The sequence below is a fragment of the Aeromonas sp. sif0611 genome (assembly GCF_019218845.1).
GTDB lineage: Bacteria > Pseudomonadota > Gammaproteobacteria > Enterobacterales > Aeromonadaceae > Aeromonas > Aeromonas media.
The window spans coordinates 857,667-879,845 of the sequence record NZ_JAHUWU010000002.1; the positions used below are offsets into that span (position 1 = coordinate 857,667).

21 protein-coding genes and 5 tRNA genes are annotated in these 22,179 nt (G+C 62.4%); 15 read left to right on the forward strand and 11 right to left on the reverse strand.

Annotated features, from left to right (window positions below; genetic code table 11):
• Positions 1-28 precede the first annotated feature (28 nt).
• Entirely contained in the window at positions 29-1,444 is a 1,416-nt protein-coding gene (gene gltX, locus KW824_RS08840; RefSeq protein ID WP_218409561.1) for a glutamate--tRNA ligase, read from the reverse strand.
• 250 nt (positions 1,445-1,694) lie between these two features.
• Here gltX and KW824_RS08845 point away from each other — a divergent pair, with 250 nt between their 5' ends.
• The 3 genes from KW824_RS08845 to KW824_RS08855 all read left to right on the forward strand — a co-directional run bounded on the left by KW824_RS08845 (position 1,695) and on the right by KW824_RS08855 (position 5,046).
• A complete protein-coding gene (locus KW824_RS08845; RefSeq protein WP_218409562.1) occupies positions 1,695-3,797 on the forward strand; it encodes a methyl-accepting chemotaxis protein in 2,103 nt (700 codons plus the stop codon).
• A gap of 99 nt (positions 3,798-3,896) precedes the next feature.
• Positions 3,897-4,565, forward strand: coding sequence for a LysM-like peptidoglycan-binding domain-containing protein (locus tag KW824_RS08850; RefSeq protein ID WP_041205123.1), 669 nt, complete (start codon positions 3,897-3,899; stop codon positions 4,563-4,565).
• 271 nt (positions 4,566-4,836) lie between these two features.
• Positions 4,837-5,046, forward strand: coding sequence for a cold-shock protein (locus tag KW824_RS08855; RefSeq protein WP_005327092.1), 210 nt, complete (start codon positions 4,837-4,839; stop codon positions 5,044-5,046).
• A gap of 363 nt (positions 5,047-5,409) precedes the next feature.
• On the opposite strand, the gene KW824_RS08860 is transcribed toward KW824_RS08855, so the two are convergent.
• From KW824_RS08860 to orn, 6 genes are all read right to left on the reverse strand, one after another.
• Positions 5,410-5,485: transfer RNA gene (locus tag KW824_RS08860), tRNA-Gly, on the reverse strand.
• Between the two features lie 24 nt (positions 5,486-5,509).
• Positions 5,510-5,585 (reverse strand) — tRNA-Gly (locus KW824_RS08865).
• A gap of 38 nt (positions 5,586-5,623) precedes the next feature.
• Positions 5,624-5,699, reverse strand: a tRNA-Gly gene (locus KW824_RS08870).
• A gap of 29 nt (positions 5,700-5,728) precedes the next feature.
• A tRNA-Gly gene (locus KW824_RS08875) sits at positions 5,729-5,804 on the reverse strand.
• A 24-nt stretch (positions 5,805-5,828) separates the two neighbouring features.
• A tRNA-Gly gene (locus KW824_RS08880) sits at positions 5,829-5,904 on the reverse strand.
• 177 nt (positions 5,905-6,081) lie between these two features.
• On the reverse strand, positions 6,082-6,627 hold the full coding sequence (orn, locus tag KW824_RS08885) for an oligoribonuclease (RefSeq protein WP_041205122.1): 546 nt from the start codon (positions 6,625-6,627) through the stop codon (positions 6,082-6,084).
• 91 nt (positions 6,628-6,718) lie between these two features.
• On the opposite strand from orn, the gene rsgA reads away from it, so the two are divergent.
• The 5 genes from rsgA to KW824_RS08910 are packed head-to-tail and all read left to right on the forward strand — an operon-like array spanning position 6,719 to position 9,597.
• Complete coding sequence (gene rsgA / locus KW824_RS08890; RefSeq protein WP_218409563.1) at positions 6,719-7,753, forward strand: small ribosomal subunit biogenesis GTPase RsgA; 1,035 nt, start codon at positions 6,719-6,721, stop codon at positions 7,751-7,753.
• A gap of 42 nt (positions 7,754-7,795) precedes the next feature.
• Positions 7,796-8,668 (forward strand): archaetidylserine decarboxylase, encoded by an 873-nt coding sequence (gene asd / locus KW824_RS08895; protein ID WP_218409564.1) that lies wholly within the window; start codon positions 7,796-7,798, stop codon positions 8,666-8,668.
• On the forward strand, positions 8,665-8,937 hold the full coding sequence (locus KW824_RS08900; protein ID WP_005327326.1) for a VF530 family DNA-binding protein: 273 nt from the start codon (positions 8,665-8,667) through the stop codon (positions 8,935-8,937). Before asd ends, KW824_RS08900 begins: the two co-directional genes overlap by 4 nt.
• Entirely contained in the window at positions 8,927-9,190 is a 264-nt protein-coding gene (locus KW824_RS08905; RefSeq protein ID WP_005327324.1) for a DUF2960 domain-containing protein, read from the forward strand. The genes KW824_RS08900 and KW824_RS08905 overlap by 11 nt, the downstream gene beginning before the upstream one ends.
• A 2-nt stretch (positions 9,191-9,192) precedes the next feature.
• Entirely contained in the window at positions 9,193-9,597 is a 405-nt protein-coding gene (locus KW824_RS08910; RefSeq protein ID WP_218409565.1) for a hypothetical protein, read from the forward strand.
• Positions 9,598-9,813: 216 nt separating this feature from the next.
• Here KW824_RS08910 and KW824_RS08915 read toward each other — a convergent pair whose 3' ends face one another.
• A complete protein-coding gene (locus KW824_RS08915; RefSeq protein WP_218409566.1) occupies positions 9,814-10,143 on the reverse strand; it encodes a carboxymuconolactone decarboxylase family protein in 330 nt (109 codons plus the stop codon).
• A 113-nt stretch (positions 10,144-10,256) separates the two neighbouring features.
• Here KW824_RS08915 and KW824_RS08920 point away from each other — a divergent pair, with 113 nt between their 5' ends.
• Positions 10,257-11,174, forward strand: coding sequence for an AraC family transcriptional regulator (locus tag KW824_RS08920; RefSeq protein WP_218409567.1), 918 nt, complete (start codon positions 10,257-10,259; stop codon positions 11,172-11,174).
• Between the two features lie 64 nt (positions 11,175-11,238).
• On the opposite strand, the gene KW824_RS08925 is transcribed toward KW824_RS08920, so the two are convergent.
• Positions 11,239-11,733: a hypothetical protein gene (locus tag KW824_RS08925; protein WP_025325936.1), complete on the reverse strand. Its 495-nt coding sequence runs from the start codon at positions 11,731-11,733 to the stop codon at positions 11,239-11,241.
• Positions 11,734-11,902: 169 nt separating this feature from the next.
• On the opposite strand from KW824_RS08925, the gene KW824_RS08930 reads away from it, so the two are divergent.
• Positions 11,903-13,873 carry an EAL domain-containing protein gene (locus tag KW824_RS08930; RefSeq protein ID WP_139751760.1) on the forward strand — a complete coding sequence of 657 codons (1,971 nt, stop codon included), beginning with the start codon at positions 11,903-11,905 and terminating at the stop codon, positions 13,871-13,873.
• 103 nt (positions 13,874-13,976) lie between these two features.
• Here the strand turns inward: KW824_RS08930 and rraB are convergent, their stop codons facing one another.
• A complete protein-coding gene (rraB, locus tag KW824_RS08935; RefSeq protein WP_041206820.1) occupies positions 13,977-14,312 on the reverse strand; it encodes a ribonuclease E inhibitor RraB in 336 nt (111 codons plus the stop codon).
• 432 nt (positions 14,313-14,744) lie between these two features.
• On the opposite strand from rraB, the gene KW824_RS08940 reads away from it, so the two are divergent.
• Positions 14,745-17,021, forward strand: coding sequence for an immune inhibitor A domain-containing protein (locus KW824_RS08940; protein WP_218409568.1), 2,277 nt, complete (start codon positions 14,745-14,747; stop codon positions 17,019-17,021).
• A gap of 419 nt (positions 17,022-17,440) precedes the next feature.
• On the opposite strand, the gene KW824_RS08945 is transcribed toward KW824_RS08940, so the two are convergent.
• Positions 17,441-17,770 (reverse strand): hypothetical protein, encoded by a 330-nt coding sequence (locus KW824_RS08945; RefSeq protein ID WP_218409569.1) that lies wholly within the window; start codon positions 17,768-17,770, stop codon positions 17,441-17,443.
• A gap of 136 nt (positions 17,771-17,906) precedes the next feature.
• On the opposite strand from KW824_RS08945, the gene galE reads away from it, so the two are divergent.
• Genes galE through KW824_RS08965 form a run of 4 tightly spaced genes read left to right on the forward strand, consistent with a single transcriptional unit; the run spans position 17,907 to position 22,134 of the window.
• Complete coding sequence (galE, locus tag KW824_RS08950; RefSeq protein ID WP_218409570.1) at positions 17,907-18,920, forward strand: UDP-glucose 4-epimerase GalE; 1,014 nt, start codon at positions 17,907-17,909, stop codon at positions 18,918-18,920.
• 51 nt (positions 18,921-18,971) lie between these two features.
• Positions 18,972-20,018 (forward strand): UDP-glucose--hexose-1-phosphate uridylyltransferase, encoded by a 1,047-nt coding sequence (locus tag KW824_RS08955; RefSeq protein ID WP_218409571.1) that lies wholly within the window; start codon positions 18,972-18,974, stop codon positions 20,016-20,018.
• Entirely contained in the window at positions 20,015-21,166 is a 1,152-nt protein-coding gene (gene galK, locus KW824_RS08960) for a galactokinase (protein WP_218409572.1), read from the forward strand. Before KW824_RS08955 ends, galK begins: the two co-directional genes overlap by 4 nt.
• Positions 21,163-22,134: an aldose epimerase family protein gene (locus KW824_RS08965; RefSeq protein ID WP_218409573.1), complete on the forward strand. Its 972-nt coding sequence runs from the start codon at positions 21,163-21,165 to the stop codon at positions 22,132-22,134. The genes galK and KW824_RS08965 overlap by 4 nt, the downstream gene beginning before the upstream one ends.
• The last annotated feature ends 45 nt before the right edge of the window (positions 22,135-22,179 follow it).

Here is a 22,179-nt window from a genome sequence, read left to right on the forward strand (position 1 = left end):
TCGGTGGCGGCAATGTGCGATGGCAAGCTTACTCGGCGGCCATGCGCGCTTCGATATATGCCAAAGCGCGGTCGATGCGGGCGAGTACGCGCTCCTTGCCCACCAGCGCCATCACGGCGTCGATGGCAGGAGATTGGCCCAGACCGGTGACGGCCACGCGCAGCGGCATACCGACCTTGCCCATGCCCTGACCCAGCTCAGCGGCAGTGGCTTCAATCAGCTCGTGCAGCGCTTCGGTGGTCCAGGTCTCCAGCGCCGCCAGCTTGGCCTTGGCCAGGGTCAGCGGCTCGGCAGCGACGCCACGCAGGTGCTTCTTGGCGGCCGCTTCATCGATGGCCTCGTACTCTTCGAACAGGTAGCGGCTCTGGGCAGCCACTTCCACCAGGGTGTTGCAGCGCTCGGCCAGCAGGGTGACAACCTCGGCCAGTACCGGGCCCTTGCTGGTATCGATGTTCTGGGCGGCCATGTGCCATTCCAGGTGCTTGGCCACGTAGGCCGGATCCAGGCTGCGCATGTAGTGGTTGTTCAGCCACAACAGCTTGTCGGTGTTGAAGGCGGAGGCAGACTTGGAGATGGCATCCAGGCTGAACAGCTTGATCATCTCGTCCAGGCTGAAGATCTCCTGATCGCCGTGGGACCAGCCCAGGCGCACCAGATAGTTCAGCAGGGCTTCCGGCAGGTAGCCGTCGTCCCGGTACTGCATCACGGAGACCGCACCGTGGCGCTTGGAGAGCTTGGCGCCGTCGTCGCCCAGGATCATGGAGACGTGGGCGAACTCCGGCACCGGCGCGTTCAGCGCCTTGTAGATGTTGATCTGGCGCGGGGTGTTGTTGATGTGGTCTTCACCACGCACCACGTGGGTGATCTCCATGTCCCAGTCATCGACCACCACGCAGAAGTTGTAGGTGGGGGCGCCGTCGGTACGGCGGATGATGAGATCGTCGAGCTCGGTGTTGGCGAACTCGATGCGGCCACGGACATGGTCATCGAACACCACTGAGCCTTCGGTGGGGTTGCGGAAGCGAATGACGTGGGGCGCATCGGCCGGGTGATCGTGGGCGGCATCCCGGCACTTGCCGTCATAGCGGGGCTTCTCGCCGCTCGCCATCTGGCCTTCGCGCAGCGCCTCCAGGCGCTCCTTGGAGCAGAAGCACTTGTAGGCGCGGCCATCGGCCAGCATCTCGTCGATGATGCCGTTGTAGCGATCGAAGCGCTTGGTCTGGTAGTAGGGGCCCTCATCCCAGTTCAGCTCCAGCCATTCCATGCCCTCAATGATGGCGTCGATCGCCTCCTGAGTGGAACGTTCCAGATCGGTATCCTCGATACGCAGCACGAACTCACCGCCCTGGCTCTTCGCAAACAACCAGGAATAGAGTGCGGTACGGGCACCGCCAACATGCAAGAAGCCGGTCGGGCTGGGAGCAAAACGGGTTTTGACTTTCATCTTTAAGCCTTGTGTAGAGGGCCTTGGGCCAATGCGTTAAAAAAACCGTCGCATTTTAGCACTCAGAATCACGGATGGGAAAACCATGCAATAGCCGGGGCCTAAACAGGTCTTGATTCGGTCGTGGCACCGTTCTTTGAGAGGGATCGCAAAACCTCCCCTCATTTTCCGCTTTGCTGGGCAACATTGCTGGAGGAATCTCCCGCCATGCCGATAATTCATACAACTTTCTACGCACAAGGAACACGAGATGCAGTTTCGCTCTATCCAGAATCGCATCCTGGTACTGGCGGGAGTCGCCATGACCACGGCCCTGGTCATCCTGATCCTGCTCAACCAATATTCGAGCAAACAGACCCAGCAGCTGACCATCAGTTCCAGCCGCGCGGCCCTGCAGCAGGAGGCGTGGCAGAAGGTGAGTGCCAACGCCCGCGCCGAGGCCGCCACCATTACCCAGTTGCTGCAAAAGGGGCTCTCCTATACCCAGCAGATGGCCAGCGTCTTCGCCCAACAACAGGCGGGCAAGCTGCCTCTGGATCGCCAGCAGGCCACCGACTTGCTCAAGGCGCAGCTCGGCCTGGAGCCGCAACTCTACGGCGCCTTCGCGGGCTTCGAACCGAACGGCTTCGACGGCCAGGACAGCGCCTTCGCAGGCCAGAGTGCCCTTGGCAGCGATGACAAGGGACGCTTCGTCCCCTACTTCTATCGCGACAAGGAGAACATTGGCTCGGATCTGCTGCTCTCCATCGAGAAGAGCGACGCAGACGAATTCGGCAATCCGGCCAACGACTACTACGCCTGCCCGAAACGGGAGGGGCGCTCCTGCCTCGTCGATCCCTTCAAGGTGGACATCAACGGCCAGCAGGTGCTGGTGAGCACCATCACCACCCCCATCATGGTAAATGGCCAGTTCAAGGGCATAGCCGCGCTGGATCTGGCGGTAGACTCCATCAGCCGTCAGGCCCAGTCCCTCAACAGCAACATCTATGACGGCAAGGGCGAGACCCTGATCGTCAGCGCCGCCGGCGTCATCACAGGCACCAGCGGGGACCCCAGCCTGCTCGGCAGCCGCGCCGACAAGCTGCTGGGGGACGGCTGGCAGCAATACCTCAAACCCGAGCTGCAACGCCAGGAGCTCGACGAGGCGTTTCGCATCTCTGTGCCCATCGCGGTGCCGGGCATGGCCCGCAACTGGGCCATCATAGTCACCCTTCCCTACCAGGTGGTGCTGGCAGGTGCCGATCAGCTGGAGAGCCAGCTCACCGAGATGAACCGGGCCGCCATGACCCAGCAGCTTATCGGTGCCCTCATCGTACTGGTGCTGGCCCTGGCTACCATGCTGGCGATCGCCCGCAGCATCACCGGCCCCATCCGCCAGATGGTCAGCCTGGTGGATGACATCGCCGATGGCGAGGGGGATCTCACCAAGCGCCTGAACACCCGTGCCCAGGACGAGCTGGGAGCTCTGGCACGCGGCATCAACCGTTTCATCGACAAGTTGCAGGTGCTGCTCGGGGATGTGCAGAAAACCGCGAGCGAGGTCCATCGCCACGCCGGGGATACCGACCGCATCGCCGGCCAGACCGACACCAACCTGCAGCATCACCAGGCTGAGATGGAGCAGATGCTGACCGCGGTGCAGGAGATGTCCTATGTCAGCCAGGAGGTGGCCACCCACGCCAACAACACCGCCGACTCCGCCAAGCAGGCACAGGGCGCGGCGGATCAGGGCAAGGTGCGCTTCCAGCAGGTGATCCAGTCAATGCACAAGGTGGCGGCCGAGGCGGGCAAGGGGGCCGAGGTGGTCGAGGGGCTGGCCCACGACAGCGAACAGATCACCAGCATACTCACCGTCATTCAGGGCATCGCCGATCAGACCAACCTGCTGGCGCTCAACGCTGCCATCGAGGCGGCCCGGGCCGGCGAGCAGGGACGCGGCTTTGCGGTGGTGGCCGACGAGGTGCGCAAGCTGGCGGGCAACACCCAGCAGGCGGTGCAGAACACTCAGGAGCTGATCGAGAAGATTCGCCACAGCTCGGCCAATGCGGTCAACGCCATCCAGCAGAGCCAGCAGTTGACCCATCAGGCGGTTAACGAGGCCGATCTGGCAGAGGCGGCCCTCGACAGCATCTTCCAGGCCATTGCCACCATCAACGACATGACCTATCAGATAGCCTCCGCCGCCGAGGAGCAGAGCTCGGTTTCCGAGACAGTCTCAGGCAACCTGTCAAAAACCAACGCACTGGCCAACGACATCGCCCAGGATGCGACCAATACGGCGAAAGCCAGCCAGGCCTTGCGCCAGGCGGCCGAGCGTTTGCAGCAGTTGCTGGGGCAATTTCGTCTCAGCTGATAATTTTCATGCTCAGGGCTCTCCCCCTCGGGGGCGAGTCCGTTTACCATAGGCGCTATATTTGCCTGATGGCAGGCAATGTAGTGAGAGGTAAATGCCGTGCCCACCCCGGACCGTCGCCCACGTGGCCATAACAGACGAGCCCAGCAGCGTCGCCAAGACGAATCACAAGGAACCCTGCTCCATCGTATCAATGCAGCGACCCTGCCCCTGCGTCAACGCCTCGGTCAGGGCATGAGTGGCCTTGGTCAACGCAACAAGGAACCCAGAACCAGTTCATTCAAGCTGGCGAGCCCGCTGCCACGCAAGCACACCATTGGTCTGCTGGTGCTGGTGCCTCTCTGGCTGTTGCTGCTCGCCTGGGAACCCGCCCCCGCCGCCCCCAAGGCGGCGCCTTCCGGTTCACTCGCCGTGCCATTGGCCGTGCCCACCCAGGCGCTGACCGTGGGCAACGGAGCCGCAAGCAGTGCGCCGGCCGCGGCCAAACCGGTCGAAGAGAAGGTAGACGGCACCTGGCTGCAGCACGAGGTGCAGGCTGGCGAGACCCTCTACTCCATCTGGCGCAAGTTTGAATTGCCCGGGGCCGAGCTGAGCCGCCTGATCGCCATCGAGGGGCCGGACAGGCCGCTGACCCGGCTGCAATCGGGCAAGTCGGTGTTCATCCTGGTGGACACAGGACGCCGGATCCAGCGGGTCGAGATCCGCTCCTTCGGTCAGGCAAACTACCGCTACGACCGACAGGGTGAAGGGTTCGCCCTCAAGGAATAAAAAAACGGGAGGCCATGGCCTCCCGTTTTTTTGACCAGAAGCATGAAACAAGCCGCTGACTTCCCAATACTTTTAGCTCGCTCAAAAAATGAAAAGTGCCAAATTGACAAGGGATCGGGCTCCAGTACAATCGATTGTGCTTTAGACAGGGATTGTACTGCATGCCACTGGAACAAATTGACGTAGTCAGTCATGGGTAGGCCCCTGCATTCTAGGCAAATGCTGCCCAACAAGGCGTTAGTTTCATTTTGTTATAGATAGGACTTACCACATGTCTGACATTCGCACCGGCCAAGTAAAATGGTTCAACGAAACCAAGGGTTTTGGCTTCATCGAGCAATCCCAGGGACCGGACGTTTTCGTTCACTTCTCCTCCATCCAGAGCACTGGTTTCAAGACCCTGGCTGAAGGTCAAAAAGTCCAGTTCACCGTGACCCAGGGCAAGAAAGGCCCCCAGGCTGAGAACGTGACTCTGCTCTAAGCCGCACTAGTGAACTCGCAGGAGGAGCCAAGGCCCCTCCTATTTTTTTGCCCGCCGTTTCCTCTTCCCTGCCACGCTCATAAGCCTGTCCGCAGCAACCACAACCCTCCCCAACACCTGTGCACAAAGCGGCTACAGAAGACATGGGTCTGATCTGGCTGAATGCCGGATACGACAAATCATCGCAGCGCGATGTGATGGACAATTCAAATGGATGATGAGGACTTCGAAGAGAGATTGGAGCGGGAAACGAGACTCGAACTCGCGACCCCAGCCTTGGCAAGGCGCGGATCATGCTCTACCAACTGGATGTGGCAATGAGTGCGTTTAAATATTGGATTTGTGTACTTCGAGGAGAGAGATTGGAGCGGGAAACGAGACTCGAACTCGCGACCCCGACCTTGGCAAGGTCGTGCTCTACCAACTGAGCTATTCCCGCAACAGGATGTCTTCTGCAAGTGATTGGAGCGGGAAACGAGACTCGAACTCGCGACCCCGACCTTGGCAAGGTCGTGCTCTACCAACTGAGCTATTCCCGCATCGGAATAATCATCTGCAGTAGTTTACTAATACGTATTGGAGCGGGAAACGAGACTCGAACTCGCGACCCCGACCTTGGCAAGGTCGTGCTCTACCAACTGAGCTATTCCCGCTACATGTGTCTTGAGGCTGTGCTGATGATTGGAGCGGGAAACGAGACTCGAACTCGCGACCCCGACCTTGGCAAGGTCGTGCTCTACCAACTGAGCTATTCCCGCATCGGAATATCATCTGCAAACTTTTGGAGCGGGAAACGAGACTCGAACTCGCGACCCCGACCTTGGCAAGGTCGTGCTCTACCAACTGAGCTATTCCCGCAACTACCTTAAAACGGCCGTACAGCATTTGGTTGCTTGCGCTACTGTACGGGAGCCGAATTATAAGAGCAGTCATTCCAATTGCAAGGGCTTTTTTGTCACTGTGCAGCCGTTCGCTCAAAAGCTGGCCGAACTGCCGATTTTAGCAACCGGGCGACGGCAACCCCTTGCCGGGGACTCAGATTTTGAAGACGTGGCTGCGGTAGAACTGCAGTTCGGCGATGGACTCGCGAATGTCGTCCAGCGCCTGATGGGAACCGCTCTTGGTGAACTTTTCCAGCAGCTCCGGCTGCCAGCGGCGCACCAGCTCCTTGATGGTGCTGACGTCGACGTTGCGGTAGTGGAAGAAGGCTTCCAGCTCGCCCATGTGCTTGACCATGAAGCGGCGATCCTGGCCGATGCTGTTACCACACAGAGGGCTGGTGCGCTCCGGCACCCACTGGCGGATGAACTCGAGGGTCTCGGCCACGGCGCGGGCTTCGTCGTGCTCGCTCGCCTTGACCCGGGCCACCAGTCCGCTTTTGGTGTGGGTGTTGACGTTCCACTCGTCCATCTTGGCCAGCTCTTCATCGCTCTGGTGAATGGCGATGACGGGCCCTTGCGCCAGCACGTTCAGATCCTTGTCGGTGATGATGGTGGCGATCTCCAGAACCACGTTCTGTTCGGGATCCAGGCCCGTCATCTCCATGTCGATCCATACCAGGTTCTGCGCGCTGACTGTCATGATTGCTCTCTCTATTGGGAGGAATGGCGGAATTTTGCCAATTTGCATGTATCATACTGGCTTTGGATCTGTTCATAAACTGGCGAATCGAGTGGCAAAGAAAGCAAAACTCAATCTGGGTCAACAGAGGCGCGTTCAGGCCAACCGCGAGCGGCGGCTGCAAAAAGATCACACCACTGTGGTGGATGACACCCTGTTTGGCCCGGCCATCGAAGGGGTGGTGATCAGCCGCTTCGGCCAGCATGCGGACGTGGAAGCCGTCGACGGCACCATACACCGCAGCAACCTGAGGCGCAGCAGCATCAACAGCCTGGTGTGCGGTGACAAGGTGGTGTGGCGTCCCGGCCTCAATGCCGCGACCGCCGGCGTCATCGAGGCGGTACATCCCCGTCACTCGGTGCTGACCCGACCGGACTTCTACGACGGGGTCAAACCCATTGCCGCCAACATCGACCAGATAGTCATCGTCTCGGCGGTGATGCCCGAGTTCTCCACCAACATAGTCGACCGCTACCTGGTGGCCGCCGAGGATGTGGAAATAGCCCCCCTCATCGTCCTGAACAAGGTCGACATGCTGGACGAGGCGGCCCGCCCCCGGGTCGAGGGCCAGCTCGCCGCCTACCGCAAGCTCGGCTACCCGGTGATCCTGGTGAGCTGCGAGAGCGGCGAGGGGCTCGATGCGCTCAAGGCCGCCCTGACCGACAAGATCAGCATCTTCGTCGGCCAGTCCGGGGTGGGCAAGTCGTCCCTGACCAACGCCCTGATGCCGGGGCTCGGCGTGCTCACTGGCGAGATCTCCGAAAACTCGGGGCTGGGCACCCACACCACCACCACGGCGCGGCTCTATCACTTCCCGAGCGGCGGCGATCTCATCGATTCCCCCGGGATCCGCGAGTTCGCCCTCTGGCACCTGGAAGCCGATCGCATCACCTGGTGTTTCGTGGAGTTTCGCGACTACCTCGGCAGTTGCAAGTTCCGCGACTGCACCCACAAGGATGATCCCGGCTGCGCCCTGCGGGCGGCGGTCAGCAGTGGCGCCATCAGCCCTGACCGCTTCCACAACTATCACCGCATCCTGGAAACCATGCAGGAAGCCCGCCACGGTCGGCAACAAGCCCGGCTGTGACCCAATCAACCTCCCTCTTTTTAGAAAGAGCAGATGAAGATCATGAGCATCACTGACAACCTGAAAATTGCCGGTCAATACTACCTGCCCAAACACGCCCTATCCCGCCTGCTCGGCAAGCTTGCCGCCGCCGAGGCTGGCAACCTCACCACCCGGGTGATCGAGGCCTTTATCAAGCAGTACGGCGTCGACATGAGCGAAGCGCTGCACGAAGATCCGGCCCACTACGCGAGCTTCAACGCCTTCTTCACCCGCGAGCTCAAGCCGGGGATCCGTCCGCTGGTCGAGGATGCCATGACCCTGGCCCTGCCGGTGGACGGCACCGTCAGCCAGCTCGGCCCCATTAGCCAAGGCCGCATCATCCAGGCCAAGGGCCACGACTACAGTGCCCGCGAGCTGCTGGGCGGCTTCGAGGATCTGGTGGCGCCGTTCAAGGATGGGGACTTTGCCACCATCTATCTGGCGCCCAAGGATTACCACCGCATCCACATGCCGCTGGACGGCGTGCTGGAGAGCATGGTGTTCGTACCGGGGGATCTCTTCTCCGTCAACCCGCTCACCGCCGAGAAGGTGCCCAACCTGTTTGCCCGCAACGAGCGGGTGGTTGCCACCTTCCGCACCCCCCACGGCCCCATGGCGCTGGTACTGGTTGGCGCCACTATCGTCGCCAGCATCGAGACCATCTGGGCCGGCAACATAGCGCCGACCAAACAGAAGGAAGTGGTGCGCTGGGATTACACCGGCGACGAGGCCATCACATTGCAAAAAGGCGCCGAGATGGGCCTGTTCAAGCTCGGCAGCACCGTAGTCTGCCTGTTTGGCCCCGGCATGCTGGCAGGTTTCGAACCCCATCTGGCCAACGGCGTCACCACCCGCATGGGTCAGCCCTTTGCCAAGCTGGCGGCGCAGGCATGAGTGACCAGTCCAAGCCTGCTACCTCGCAGAAAAACAACCCGCTGCACGGGCTGACCCTGGAGGCGATCGTCACCGCCTTGGTCGAGCATTACGGCTGGGAACAACTGGGGCAGCAGATCAACATCCGCTGCTTCACCGACGATCCCAGCGTCAAGTCCAGCCTGAAGTTCCTGCGCAAGACCCCCTGGGCGCGAGAGAAGGTAGAGAGCCTCTATCTCTACGTTCAGCGCAAACAGGCCAAACAGAAGGAAGACCCCAGTGGCGTTTAAGATTACCTACACCTACAAGAAGCAGGCCAAAGAGATAGGCTACGCCAACGACAAGTTCAACAGCATCTATGACGCCATCGCCGCTGCCGAGGGGCTGGATCTCTCCAGCTTCCACGCCATGGAGGCCCAGCTGGCCCAGGTGTGCCGCCGCGACAAGAAGAGCGTGAAGGACTACAGGGAGAACTACTTCAAGGAGCTGGGCTTCTCCAACGTCGTGATCGAACGGGACAATCTCGAAGACAAGCAGGAGTGAGCATGCGAACCCTGACTCTGATGGCCGCCTCCCTGCTGCTGGCGGCCTGCAGCACCCAGGCTCCCCAGCTGGTCGGCAACGATCAGGATGCCCACGGCTGCCGTGCCAGCGCCGGTTACCAGTGGTCCCCCCTGCTCGGCCAGTGCGTGCGGCTGTTCGAACAGGGGGTGCGCCTGCAATCCCTCGAGGCCACCGAGACCGGCAGCGCCTTCGTGCTGTTCAACGCCGATCAGAGCAAGGCCGAGCTGACCCTGCCAAGCGGCGAGCTGATCCCCCTTGACCGCCAGGGCGAGGAAGGAAACTGGTCCTGGCAGGGAGGGGCCTACCAGCTCTTCCCCTGGAAGGGCTATGTGCTCAAGTCCGGTGAGCGGGCGCTGTTTCACGGTGACAGCGCACTCCAGCCCTGATCCCCAGAGATAAGCATCCAACCCCCGGCCCAGCCGGGGGTTTTGTTTTTGGAAAGCGCAAACCATGGCCGGCAGGCCAGCCCGCAGACAAAAAAGCCACGCCCGTGGGGCGTGGCAAAGGTAGGCAGGGTCACTCAACTTGCAAGGACCAGCAGGAACTGGCCGGCAGACCGACAACCTGGCGGCAGGGCGGCGTCAGAGCCGCCCCACCCTGGCTCAACGGTCGATGGCATCCAGCACCCGGGCGGAGTAGACCATGGCGGCCCCGGCATTCATGGCAACGGCGACACCCAGCGCATCGGCGATCTCGGCCCGGCTGGCCCCCTGCTTGAGGGCGGCATCGGCATGGACGGCGATGCAGCCATCGCAGCGGGTGGTAACGGCCACCGCCAACGAGATGAGCTCGCGGGTCTTGCCATCCAGAGTGCCGCTCTTGCTGCCGGCGGACGACAGCTGCTGATAACCCTTGAGGGTATCCGGGCTCAGGGTGCCCAGCTCCATGACGCGGCCCATCAACTGTTTACGGTATTGATCCCAGTCTTGCATCTTGACTCTCCGGTGTGGCAGAACAGGCCCCTGCCTGCTCGATGAAGCCAGTATTGCATCGGGACTTGAGTCGTTTAATACTTTAAAGACGCAAATAACAGTCAAATGGAATCATGAACCAGATAGACCAGCTGATTAGCCAGGCCGGCATCCAGGGCACGTTCGACCTGCGCTGCCTCTATCGCGGCGGTTTCAGGCTGCCCCACGAGCAGAGCCCGGCCGGGGTGATGCCGTTTCACCTGCTGATGAAAGGAGAGATCCGGGTCACCACGGCGCAGGGCGACGACGTGGCCCTGCGGCCGGGTGATCTGCTGCTGCTGCCCGGAGGCGAGCCCCATACCATCTGGCGGGAAGGCGACACCCTGGCCCTGGCCGAGCCGGGCGACGGTCTGCTGCCGCAGAGGGGCGATGGCGGCGATCAGGTGGAGTTTCTGTGCGGCGAGTACCGCTATCAGGGACCGCTGCGGCCGCTGTTGCTGGATGCCCTGCCGAGCCCGCTCTGCATCCCGCTGCTCGCCAGCGAGTCGCAGCAGGCGCTGAGTCTGGTGCTCAGCCTGATCCGCCAGGAGCTGCTGCGCGAACAGCAGGGCTCGGGGGCTGTGCTGACGGCCCTGAGTCAGGTGCTGCTGGCCATGGGGCTGCGGGCCCATGCCAGCGATCCGCACGGGGCGCTCGGGCTGGTCGGCGCCCTGCAAGACCCCAGGCTGGGCCGTTCGCTGCAGGCCATGCTGGCCGACCCGGCCCACCCCTGGAGCGTGGATGAACTGGCGGCGCTGGCCGCCATGTCCCGCGCCACCTATTTTCGCCACTTTCGCCAGCGGCTGGGCTGCAGCGTCTGGGACTTCATGGTACGGGTGCGGATGGTGCAGGCGGCCGAGCTGCTGCGCCACCCGGATCAACTCCCCCTCGGCGAGGTGGCGCAGCGGGTCGGCTATCAGTCGGAGGCCTCCTTTGCCAAGGCATTCAAACAGTCGAGCGGGATGGCACCTGGCCGCTTTCGCCAGCAGGGCTGGCCTGCCCTGCCCGGCTAGCGGGCCAAAAACAAAAACCCCGTTGCAGGCAACGGGGTTTTCATGCGCTCCGGCAGGGCAGGATTCAGTTGCCCAGGGTGGCGAACAGGCTCTGCTCCAGGCTGCCGCGGGAGACGCAGACTGGGGTGATGGAGGGGGCCAGCACGCGCTCGCCGGAGGACTCGACGAAGTAGAGCTGGGTGTTGCCCTTGACGTTGACGGTCGCCACGCTGTTGTTGCCGCTCTGGGTGATGATCAGATTGATCTGCAGATTGGGGTTGCCCAGTGCGACCTTGGAACCCATGGTGCCGCAATCCAGCCACTCCAGCCCCTCGGCCGAGTTTTCAACGTTGGCGGTCATCAGACCTGAGCCACGCTGGCTGTTTTCGATGTTGAGACCGTGATCGCCAAACCACTTCTCGGCGCGGGCCCACACCAGATCCACCGGAATCGCCATCTCCTGGGTGTTGTTGGTCGCCTTGGCAACCGGCGGGGTGTAGCGGTACTGTTCGCCGCCATTGTTGTCACTGGCACAACCCACCATCAACAGGGCCAGGGCGCCCCCCATTATCTTCTTCATGCTGCTTCTCTCATCCATAAGGCCACCACAGGCCAATCGGCGGCTATTATGGCGATCACGACACAGACTGTCAGCAGGGATCCACATAAATGGTGGATTCTTAACCCAAGCTTTACAAAACTGACCTGTTATCATAGATTTGCTCGAAGTCTCCCCCGTGAGTGCTCACGTGAATTCTTCGCTCTCCCTGGCGCTGCTGCAGCAGATCATCGACCAGTTACCCATGAATATCTTCTGCCGGGATACGGCCGGACGGTACCTGTTTGCCAACAAGGCCTTCGCCCGGGAGGCAGGACTACAGCAGCCGAGCGACCTCGTCGGCAAGACGGACGCCGAGATGCCCTGGGGCGATCAGTTCCGTGAGGAGGACGGGCGCCTGCTAGCCGAAGGAAAACCCCTGCTGCACCAGCAATGGCACTGCCACAGTGGCGCCAACACCAACTGGATGGAGATCCACAAGGTGCCGCTCTATGACGAGCAGGGCAACCCCCTTGCCCTCTTTGCCATGGTCAGCGCCATCGATCAGCGCAAGGAGCTGGAGCAAACCTTCCGCCAACAGCAACTGTTGCAGCGCCGCCTGCTGGATGCCATCCCGGATCTTATTCGCCTCGAAGATCACCAGGGCGTGCTCATCGACTGCAATCAGGCTTTTCTCGACTTCATGGGCCTGACGGCAAGCGACGCCCTGGGTCGACGAGTGCCCCCCCGTCTCCCCGTCGAGCAGACCCTGGGACAGGGTGAATATTGCGTGGTGGATGCCCAGGGCAAGGGCCGCCATCTGGAAGTCACCCGGGTCGAAGTCCCGGACGACGAGGGTAACGCCCTCGGCATTCTCACCCTGAGCCGTGACATCACCGGACTGCGTACCACCCAGGCCCAGTTGCAGCAGGAGCAGCACTACGACAGCCTCACCGGCCTGCTCAAGCTCTCCCACTTCCTGCAGACCAGCCGCCACCTCGGCGCCCGCAAGGCCAGCCTGCTGTTGGTGGATCTGCAACATTTTCGCGAGATCAACGATCGCTTCGGCATCCGGGTCGCCGACCGCCTGCTCAGCCAGGTGGCGCGTCGCCTGCAACGGCTGGCGCCGCCTCAGTCCCTGCTCTGCCGGGTCGCTGCCGATGACTTCGCCCTGCTGCTGCCCGAGCTTCCCCTCTCCCTGGATGAGTGGAGCCGCAACCTGCAACAGGAACTGATGGCCCCCTACCAGGTCGAGGAACACAGGATCCAGATCCCGGTCTTCCTCGGCATCGCCCACGGCAAGGCCAAGGAGGCCGAGCGTCTGTTGAGCCACGCGGAGGCCGCGCTGGCACAGGGCAAACGCCAGCAGCAACACTGCACCCTGTTCGATCCCGATCTCGATGCCAAGCTCAAGCGCCGTCAGCTCATCGCAGCCCAGTTGCCGCTGGCCATCAAATCGGCCGAGCTGACCGCCGTCTACCAGCCCATCATCTGCACCCACAGCAACCGGCTGCACGGGGCCGAGTTGCTCTGCCGCTGGCCACACCCCGAGTTCGGCATGATCTCCCCCGATGAGTTCATCCCCCTGGCGGAAGAGCTGGGCCTCATAGGCCAGCTCGGTCAACTGATGCTGGAGCTGGGCTGTGCCCAGCTGGCGCGCTGGCAGGTGGCGGCCCCTGACCTGGTGCTCTCCATCAACCTGTCACCGCTGCAGTTCCGCGATCCCGAACTCTGCCCGCAGATCTTCGCCTGCATCGAGCGCCACGGGCTCGCCCCCTGGCAACTGGAGCTGGAGATCACCGAAGGGGTGCTGATGGAGAATGCCGACGAGATAGAGAGCAATCTGGCCTGCCTCATCGAGGCGGGCTTCCAGCTCGCCATCGACGACTTCGGCACCGGTTACTGCTCGCTCGCCTACCTGCCGCGGCTGCAGGTGGCGACCCTCAAGCTGGACAAGAGCTTCACCCAGGGACTGGCCAGCAACCAGGCAACCACCGCCATCGTCCGCTCCGTCATCGGTCTGGGTCATGAACTCGGCATCAGGATCACCGCCGAAGGGGTGGAAACGGTGGAGCAGCAGGCCTGGCTGGTACAGGCTGGCTGCGATCGGCTGCAGGGCTATCTGTTCAGTCGCCCCCTGCCCCCCGGGGAGTTTGCCAGCAACTACCAGTTGCCAGCTTGACCCGCCACCAACAACGAGGCCACCCCTGGGGTGGCCTTTTGATTGTCTGGCTGTGCATCAGCCGTCATGGACCATGATGCACACAGCCGCCGCCGACCCAGGCTTACTCCTGGAAGTAAGTGCCCCAACCGTCGTAGTCCACACCGTACTTTTCCAGAATAGGCAGCATCTTCTCGATGTCAGAGACGATGGTCTCGATATCCAGCTTGCACTCCACGGTAGCATCGAAGCAGAAGATGGTGGCGCCGTCGTCCAGTTCCATCTCCTCGGCATCGGTCACTTCGAAGCCGGCCTTGAACAGGTCAACCGCCGCCTTCTCCAGCAGATCGAAGTCCTGACAGGCAAAGTGGTGCTCAATCTCGTAGTCCAGATCCGGGTTGCTGCCATCGGCCAGCAGCTCGTTGACGATGGCGGTGGTCTCTTCGCGCCACTCTTGCATGTTGATACTCATATAAACCCCAGACGGTATTGGATGGATGTAGCCCCTGCTGGCGGGCACGCTGCGGCCGTGTCGGCCCGCTCGCCGCCAGGGGGTGGTTGCGGCAAAGCATACCCGCAGAGCGCAACGGGCTCAATGCGGCGGACCAAGATAACTGCTTCTCAAGGCTCCTCCCAAATGGTGGTGTCCGCAAAAAGGTTAAAAAAGTGTAATAACCCACCATTGACAAGTGTCACCCATAGATACCTTCATCATCCGGCACAAGACAGTCAAAACACATCACATGCTTCTTTCAGGTCAGCGTTTTCCACCATCGAGGTGCTGATGACAAAGGACCAATCCAAAGGCATAAAGAGACGCGGGTGAATCACTCCCCGTCCGGAAAAGGAGCCCGACGGGCTCCTTTCTGATCATGTGAAGGAGCACATTGCAATGCCCAAAACAACAATAACGAGCCTGCTTATCGGCTCGACCCTTATGATTGGAAACCATGTCATGGCCGCCCCGGTCCATGGCCCCTTCGATGCCCCCCTCGCCGACGAGGTGAAGGTGCTGGAGATGCTCAAGAAGAGCGGCCGGATCCCGACCCTGGCCTCCCCCGAGATGGAGCAGGCGGCCCTGACCCGCTATTACCGCGACAAGTCACGGGCCTACAACGGCAACAGTGGCACCCTGGCGGTGAAAGAGGGCAAGGTACGGGAGCGCATCCTCAAGAAGATCCGCCTGAACGGCACCGCCCGCCCCGGCGATCGGGTGCCCACCCTGCTGCTCAAGGCCATCGAGAAGGAGCATTACAGGGGCAAGATGCGCAAGGACAAGATCCTCGCCATCCTGGTGGACTTCCCCGACTACCCGAAGAACAGCGTTACCCCCGAGCTCACCAAGATGTACTACCCGGACTACAGCCAGGCGCACTACAACGATCTGCTGTTCTCGTCCAAAGGCTATGCCGGTCCGAACGGCGAACGCTTCATCTCCATGCGCCAGTTCTACGAGCAGCAGTCCGGCCAGAGCTACAGCGTGCGCGGTCAGGTGGCGGGTTGGTACACAGCCAGGAAGGACGCGGCCTACTACGGCAGCAACCAGAACGAAACGGCGGTACGGGAGCTGGTGAAGGAGGCGCTGGCGCAGGTGGCGGCAGATCCTGCCATCGATCTGGCCGAGTTTGATCAGGAGGATCGTTACGATCTCAATGGCAACGGCAACCGGGACGAGCCGGACGGCCTCATCGACCACCTGATGATCTTCCACTCCAGCGTCGGCGAGGAGGCGGGGGGTGGCGATCTCGGCGAGAATGCCATCTGGGCCCATCGCTGGAACCTGGGCGCCCCCTACCCCATCCCCGGCACCAGCAGCCCGAACGGCGATTTCGGCGGCCAGTTCGCCGCCTACGACTACACCATCCAGCCCATCGATGCGGCGGCCGGGGTCTGTGCTCACGAATATGGCCACGATCTGGGATTGCCGGACGAGTACGACACCAAGTACAGCGGCAAGGGGGAACCGGTGGCGACCTGGTCCATCATGTCCTCAGGCTCCTGGGCCGGGGTCATCGGCGGCACCGAGCCGACCGGCTTCTCCCCCTGGGCCAAGGAGTTCCTGCAGGCTTCCCTCGGGGGCAACTGGCTGCACGGCAGCAATGTGCAGCTTGCCGATCTCAACCCTCGCGGCAACGTCTACATGCTGGATCAGGCCAACGACAAGGGACGCAACGACGACGTGGTGCGCATCAACCTGCCCGCCAAACAGGTGCCCCTCAACCCGCCCTATGCCGGTCAGTACCAGTACCACGGCGGCAAGGGCAACAACCTGGACAACCGCATGAGCCTCAAGCTGGATCTCGGCGGCAGGCAGAGCGCCAGCCTGCTCTTCAAGGCCTGGTATCAGATCGAAGATGGCTTTGACTACGGTCGGGTGCTGGTCAATGGCGAACCCATCCCAGGCAACCTGACCACCAGTGACGATCCGAACGGGATCGGCTTCGGGGTCGGCATCACCGGCAACTCCAACGGCTGGACCGATGCCGAGTTCGACCTCACCCCTTGGGCCGGCCAGCAGATCACCCTCACCCTGCAATACCAGAGTGATGGCGGCGTGGCCGAAAACGGGCTGTTCGTGGACGAGCTGCAGATCCTCGCCGATGGCGACACCCTGCTGAGCGACGGGGCCGAGGGCAGTGCGGCCTTTACCCTGGCCGGCTTTGTGAAGAACGATGGCAACGAGGCCAAGGATCACTATTACCTGGCCGAGTGGCGCAACCATGCGGGGGTGGACAAGGGGCTGGCCCACATCAACGTGGCCGACCAGCTGATGCGCTACGAGCCGGGTATGCTGCTCTGGTACGTGGACAGCAGCCAGGCTAACAACTGGGTGGGCCAGCACCCGGGTGAAGGCTTCCTCGGGGTGGTGGACGGGGATCAGCGCACCCTCACGTGGAGCGATGGGGCCGTGGCCGGCACTCGTTACCAGATCCACGATGCTGCCTTCGGCCTGGGCTTCCAGCGCCCCCTCGACCTCAAACATCCGAGCGGCTCCCTGCTGCGCGACTTCTGGATCACCCCGAACCGGGTGTTCAAGGATTCCCGCAGCTACCAGAGCAAGGAGATCCCGGACGCCGGTCGTCTGCTACCCGAATATGGACTCAAGATCAGCGTTACCGGTCAGGCCCGCGACATGAGCACCGGGAGGATCATCGTCAGCCGTCACTGAGTCATGGCATGAATCCACCGGGTTCAGACCAGAATGCCAGTCAGTTAAGTCTGACTGGCATTATTTTTATTCGCTTTTTTCATACTTAACCGCTGCGGTGCGGCCTCAGCACATCGCGGGGAATGCGGCCCTGTGATGGGGAGAGCAAACTGCCCGCAGGTCGCTCCAGACCGCTTTACCCGCCCCGGAATATTGCCCGGTGTCCTGGTGGTAACCCTGCCGGTTGTTGAGGGCGATGTCGCATTCCTTCAAGGTCATGCTTTATCTGTTGAGCAGCGCCAAACCGGGCGGACACAAGGCATCATCGCTCCTTCCTCTCACTTGGTACCTTGCTGTTCCCCCTTCTGGGCTTCACACCTCTTGCGATCAGCAATTCGATCGCTTCCCGCTCCTGCTGGCGCGGTGAAAAACAGTGTCCATCAGCAGGCGCAACCCCGTTTCATGGTGCTCTCCTTGGCCGAGGCACAGAGGCAGGGCTTGCCCATATGGCCAACCGCCACCATGGTGTCGTTGGTCTGGCTGACCAGAGCCCGGGCGTTGGGGGTGTAGTCCAGTTCGGCCGTGGCCTTCTGCATCACCTCGCGGAAGGCGACACTGACATTGGGCGAGCGGCCCCTTTGTGGAAGCGTTACCACTTTAGCGCCAACCACGTGCGCAACATCCTTGATGGCGCCCGCGCAGCCTTTACTCTCCTCACGGTCGAAACGGGCAACAATGCACGTAAAAAGCGCCGACAACTTGATAGCCACAGGTAAAGGTCCATTCTCACAACAAGTGTAATCGTTTACACAACTACGTGACACGCATCACAGTTTAAGTAATCTGGCTTCGGCTAAACTCCTGCTCAGGCTTTCTTTGCGTGAGGCACGAACGGTGGAGAAGAGGATGAGAGTACTGGTGACCGGCGGTTGCGGCTATATCGGCAGCCACACCTGTCTGGCCTTGCAGGCGGCAGGCATGGAACCCGTGGTGGTGGACAACCTCTGCAACAGCAAGGCCGCCGTGCTGACACGGGTCGCCGCCATCAGCGGGCAGCGGCCCCACTTCTATCAGGGGGACATCCGTGACCCGGCACTGCTGGACAGCATCTTCGCCGAGCAGCAGATCGACGCCGTGATCCACTTCGCCGCCCTGAAAGCGGTCGGCGAATCGACCCGGATCCCCCTCGAATATTATGAGAACAACCTGAGTGGCACCCTGGTGCTGCTGCAGGCAATGAAGCGCGCCGGGGTTCACAACCTGGTGTTCAGCTCCTCGGCCACCGTCTACGGCGATCCGACCAGCACCCCCATCCGGGAAGATTTCCCCCGCAGCGCCACCAATCCCTACGGCCGCTCCAAGCTGATCATCGAGGAGATCCTCGAGGATCTGCAGGCCGCCGAGCCCCACTGGAGCATGACGCTGCTGCGCTACTTCAACCCGGTCGGCGCCCACGAGTCCGGCACCCTGGGGGAAGATCCCCAGGGCATCCCCAACAATCTGATGCCGTTCCTGACCCAGGTCGCCATCGGTCGTCGCGACTGCCTGTCCGTCTTTGGAAACGATTACCCCACTCCGGACGGCACCGGCGTGCGCGACTACATCCATGTGATGGATCTCGCCGAGGGGCACGTCAAGGCGCTGCACCACTGCGCGGGGCGAGGCGGCGTCCACCCTTACAACCTGGGCACGGGCCAGGGCCAGAGCGTGCTGCAGATGGTGGCGGCGTTCGAGGCGGCATGCGGCCGCCCCCTGCCCTGTCGCATCGAGCCGAGGCGCCCGGGCGACATCGCCGAATGCTGGGCAGACCCCGCCAAGGCCGAGCGCGAGCTTGGCTGGCATGCCACCCGGGATCTCGCGGCCATGTGCGCAGACAGCTGGCGCTGGCAGCTCGCCAACCCGAACGGTTACGAGGAGTAGGCCTGCCGGCCTGCCCGTTACGATTTTCTCAACTCATTGATTGGAGTGATGATGTTCAACCCTGTTGATCACCCCCACCGCCGTTTCAACCCGCTGACCGGCCAGTATGTGCTGGTCTCCCCCCACAGGGCCAAGCGCCCCTGGCAGGGTCAGGTCGAAAAAATAAGCCAGGCACCGAGCCAGTCCCACGATCCGGACTGCTTCCTCTGCGCCGGCAACAAGCGCGTCACCGGCGACCAGAACCCCGACTATCGGGACACCTTCGTCTTCACCAACGACTTCGCCGCCCTGATGCAGGACACCCCGGCCGCCGGCGACGAGCAGGATCCCCTGCTCAAGCTGGAAGCCGCTCGTGGTACCAGCCGGGTCATCTGCTTCTCGCCGGATCACGGTAAGACTCTGCCCGAGCTGCCCCTGCCCGCCATCGAGGCGGTGATCACCACCTGGATGAGCCAGGTCGCCGAGCTGTCAAGCCAGTGGGAATGGGTGCAAGTGTTCGAGAACAAGGGCGCCGTCATGGGCTGCTCCAACCCCCACCCCCACGGCCAGCTGTGGGGCAGCGACTTTTTGCCCAACGAGATAGCCCGCGAGGAGCAGCACCAGCGCGACTGGCTGGCCGAACACGGCCGCCCGCTGCTGCTGGACTACATGGAGCGCGAGCTGCAAGACCGCTCACGCATCGTGGTGGAGACGGCACACTGGCTGGCCGTGGTGCCCTTCTGGGCGGCCTGGCCGTTCGAAACCCTGTTGCTGCCCAAGGCCCATGTGCCCTCAATGCTGGATCTCACCCCGGAGCAACAAGAAGATCTGGCGGTGGCGCTCAAGGAGCTCACCAGCCGCTACGACAACCTGTTCGAATGCAGCTTCCCCTACTCCATGGGCTGGCACTTCGCGCCGCCGAACTCGGACTGCCCCGAGGCCTGGCAGTTGCACGCCCACTTCTACCCGCCCCTGCTGCGCTCCGCCACCGTGCGCAAGTTCATGGTGGGCTTCGAGATGCTGGCCGAAACCCAGCGGGACCTGACCCCGGAACAAGCCGCCGAGCGCCTGCGTTCCCTCTCCCCCGTTCATTACAAAGCCAATGAGGTGACCCCATGACCCCCAGCCAACGCGTCAGCGCCGTGTTTGCCGAGCAGTTTGAGCAACAACCCGACCTGCTGGTGCGCGCCCCCGGCCGCGTCAACCTCATCGGCGAGCACACCGACTACAACGACGGCTTCGTGCTGCCCTGTGCCATCGACTACGAGACCTGCGTCGCCATCGGCCGGCGCAGCGACAACCTGGTGCACGTGATCGCCGCCGACTACGGCAACCAGCGGGATCTGTTCAGCCTGGACAAGCCCATCACCCATCACCCGGACCAGCGCTGGAGCGACTACATCCGCGGCGTGATCAAGCATCTGCAGGTCCGTGGCCATGCCCTGCGCGGCCTCAACCTGGTGGTCTCGGGCAACGTGCCCCAGGGCACCGGCCTCTCCTCCTCCGCCTCCCTGGAGGTGGCCATCGGCCAGGCCTTCAAGGAAGCCCAGGGGCTTGCCATCAGCCAGGCCGAGATTGCCCTCAACGGCCAGCAGGCGGAGAACCAGTTCGTCGGCTGCAACTGCGGCATCATGGATCAGATGATCTCCGCCAGCGGCGAGCGGGATCACGCCCTGCTGCTGGACTGCCGCACCCTGGAGACCCGCCTCATCCCCATGCCCGCGGATCTGGCGGTGCTGATCGTCAACTCCAACGTGCGCCGCGGCCTGGTGGACAGCGAATACAACACCCGCCGCCAGCAGTGCGAGACCGCCGCCCGTCACTACGGGGTCAAGGCGCTGCGCGACCTGGATCTGGCCGCGCTGGAAGCGGGCAAGGCCGGGCTGGACGAGGCCTGCTATCGCCGCGCCCGCCACGTGGTGGGGGAAAACGCCCGCACCCTGGCCGCCGCTGACGCGCTGGCGAGCGGCGATCTGGTACGCCTCGGCGAGCTGATGGGTCAGTCCCATTCCGCCATGCGCGATGACTTCGAGATCACGGTACCCCCTATCGACGGCCTGGTGGAGATCATCAAGGCAGAGATCGGTACCGAGGGGGGCGTGCGGATGACAGGGGGCGGCTTCGGCGGTTGCGTGGTGGCCCTGCTGCGCCCGGAGCGGGTGAACGAGGTGATCGCCGTGGTCGAGGCCGAGTATCCGGCCAGGTTTGGCCTCCAGGCGGACTGCTATGTCTGCCGCGCCAGCGCCGGGGCGGGGGTCATCGCATGAAAGAGTTCCATCTGCGAAATGCAGCGGGTCTGCGGTTGAGCGTACTCGATTTCGGGGCAACGCTCACCGCCCTCGAGATCCCGGTCAACGGCACGTCTCGCAATGTGCTGCTGGCCTGTGATCCGGTGGATTATCCCGAGCAGCGTGCTTATTTGGGCTCGATCGTGGGGCGTTTCGCCAATCGTATCGGCAACGCCCGTCTGGAGCGGGATGGGCAAGAATGGCAGATCGATGCCAACGAGGGCACCACCTGCCTGCACGGGGGCAGCCACTCCCTGCACAACCGGGAGTGGCAACTGGCCGAGCTGGCCGAAGATCGTATCCGTCTGCAAACCCGGCTGGCCGACGGCGAGCAGGGCTTCCCTGGCAATCTGGACGTGACGGTGGAGTACCGGCTGGAGCAGACCGATCTGGTGATCGCGTTGAGCGCCACCACAGATGCACCGACCCCGGTCAACCTCACCAGCCACGCCTATTTCAATCTGGATGGCGGTGACGTGCGTGACCATCGCATCACCATCAAGGCGGATCGCTATCTGCCGACCGATGAGCACTCGCTGCCGCTTGGCATCGCACCGGTCGAAGGGGTATTCGATTTGCGGCATGGCAAGCGGGTCGGGGAGCAGTGGATGACCCACTCGCAGCAGGAGAAATGCCTGGGATTCGATCACTGCTTCTTGTTTGATGACGCCTCGTTCGCACCACAGGCCACTCTGATGGCAGGGGATGGCAGCCTGCGCATGGAGATGCATACCGACCAGCCGAGCGTCCAGCTCTACACCGGCAACTGGTTGGCCGGCGCGCCCAAGCGCGGGGGTGGGCATTGGGGAAACTATCAGGGGATCTGTCTGGAGGCGCAGCAATTGCCAGACAGCCCGAACCGTCCAGAATTGGGCGACCCTTGGTTGATGCCAGGTGAACGTTATCAACACGTTACCCGTTATCGGCTCATCCCGGTCGTGGCGTGACTCATTGAAGGGGCGCGTCAAGTCGCCCCTTTGTCGCACCTCTTC

Excerpts from the sequence above, each read along its gene's own strand:
- gltX (WP_218409561.1), bottom strand. The coding sequence starts at position 1,444 with ATGAAAGTCAAAACCCGTTTTGCTCCCAGCCCGACCGGCTTCTTGCAT.
- KW824_RS08845 (WP_218409562.1), top strand. The coding sequence starts at position 1,695 with ATGCAGTTTCGCTCTATCCAGAATCGCATCCTGGTACTGGCGGGAGTC.
- KW824_RS08855 (WP_005327092.1), top strand. The coding sequence starts at position 4,837 with ATGTCTGACATTCGCACCGGCCAAGTAAAATGGTTCAACGAAACCAAG.
- orn (WP_041205122.1), bottom strand. The coding sequence starts at position 6,627 with ATGACAGTCAGCGCGCAGAACCTGGTATGGATCGACATGGAGATGACG.
- asd (WP_218409564.1), top strand. The coding sequence starts at position 7,796 with ATGAGCATCACTGACAACCTGAAAATTGCCGGTCAATACTACCTGCCC.
- KW824_RS08900 (WP_005327326.1), top strand. The coding sequence starts at position 8,665 with ATGAGTGACCAGTCCAAGCCTGCTACCTCGCAGAAAAACAACCCGCTG.
- KW824_RS08910 (WP_218409565.1), top strand. The coding sequence starts at position 9,193 with ATGCGAACCCTGACTCTGATGGCCGCCTCCCTGCTGCTGGCGGCCTGC.
- KW824_RS08915 (WP_218409566.1), bottom strand. The coding sequence starts at position 10,143 with ATGCAAGACTGGGATCAATACCGTAAACAGTTGATGGGCCGCGTCATG.
- KW824_RS08920 (WP_218409567.1), top strand. The coding sequence starts at position 10,257 with ATGAACCAGATAGACCAGCTGATTAGCCAGGCCGGCATCCAGGGCACG.
- KW824_RS08925 (WP_025325936.1), bottom strand. The coding sequence starts at position 11,733 with ATGAAGAAGATAATGGGGGGCGCCCTGGCCCTGTTGATGGTGGGTTGT.
- rraB (WP_041206820.1), bottom strand. The coding sequence starts at position 14,312 with ATGCAAGAGTGGCGCGAAGAGACCACCGCCATCGTCAACGAGCTGCTG.
- KW824_RS08940 (WP_218409568.1), top strand. The coding sequence starts at position 14,745 with ATGCCCAAAACAACAATAACGAGCCTGCTTATCGGCTCGACCCTTATG.
- galE (WP_218409570.1), top strand. The coding sequence starts at position 17,907 with ATGAGAGTACTGGTGACCGGCGGTTGCGGCTATATCGGCAGCCACACC.
- KW824_RS08955 (WP_218409571.1), top strand. The coding sequence starts at position 18,972 with ATGTTCAACCCTGTTGATCACCCCCACCGCCGTTTCAACCCGCTGACC.
- galK (WP_218409572.1), top strand. The coding sequence starts at position 20,015 with ATGACCCCCAGCCAACGCGTCAGCGCCGTGTTTGCCGAGCAGTTTGAG.
- KW824_RS08965 (WP_218409573.1), top strand. The coding sequence starts at position 21,163 with ATGAAAGAGTTCCATCTGCGAAATGCAGCGGGTCTGCGGTTGAGCGTA.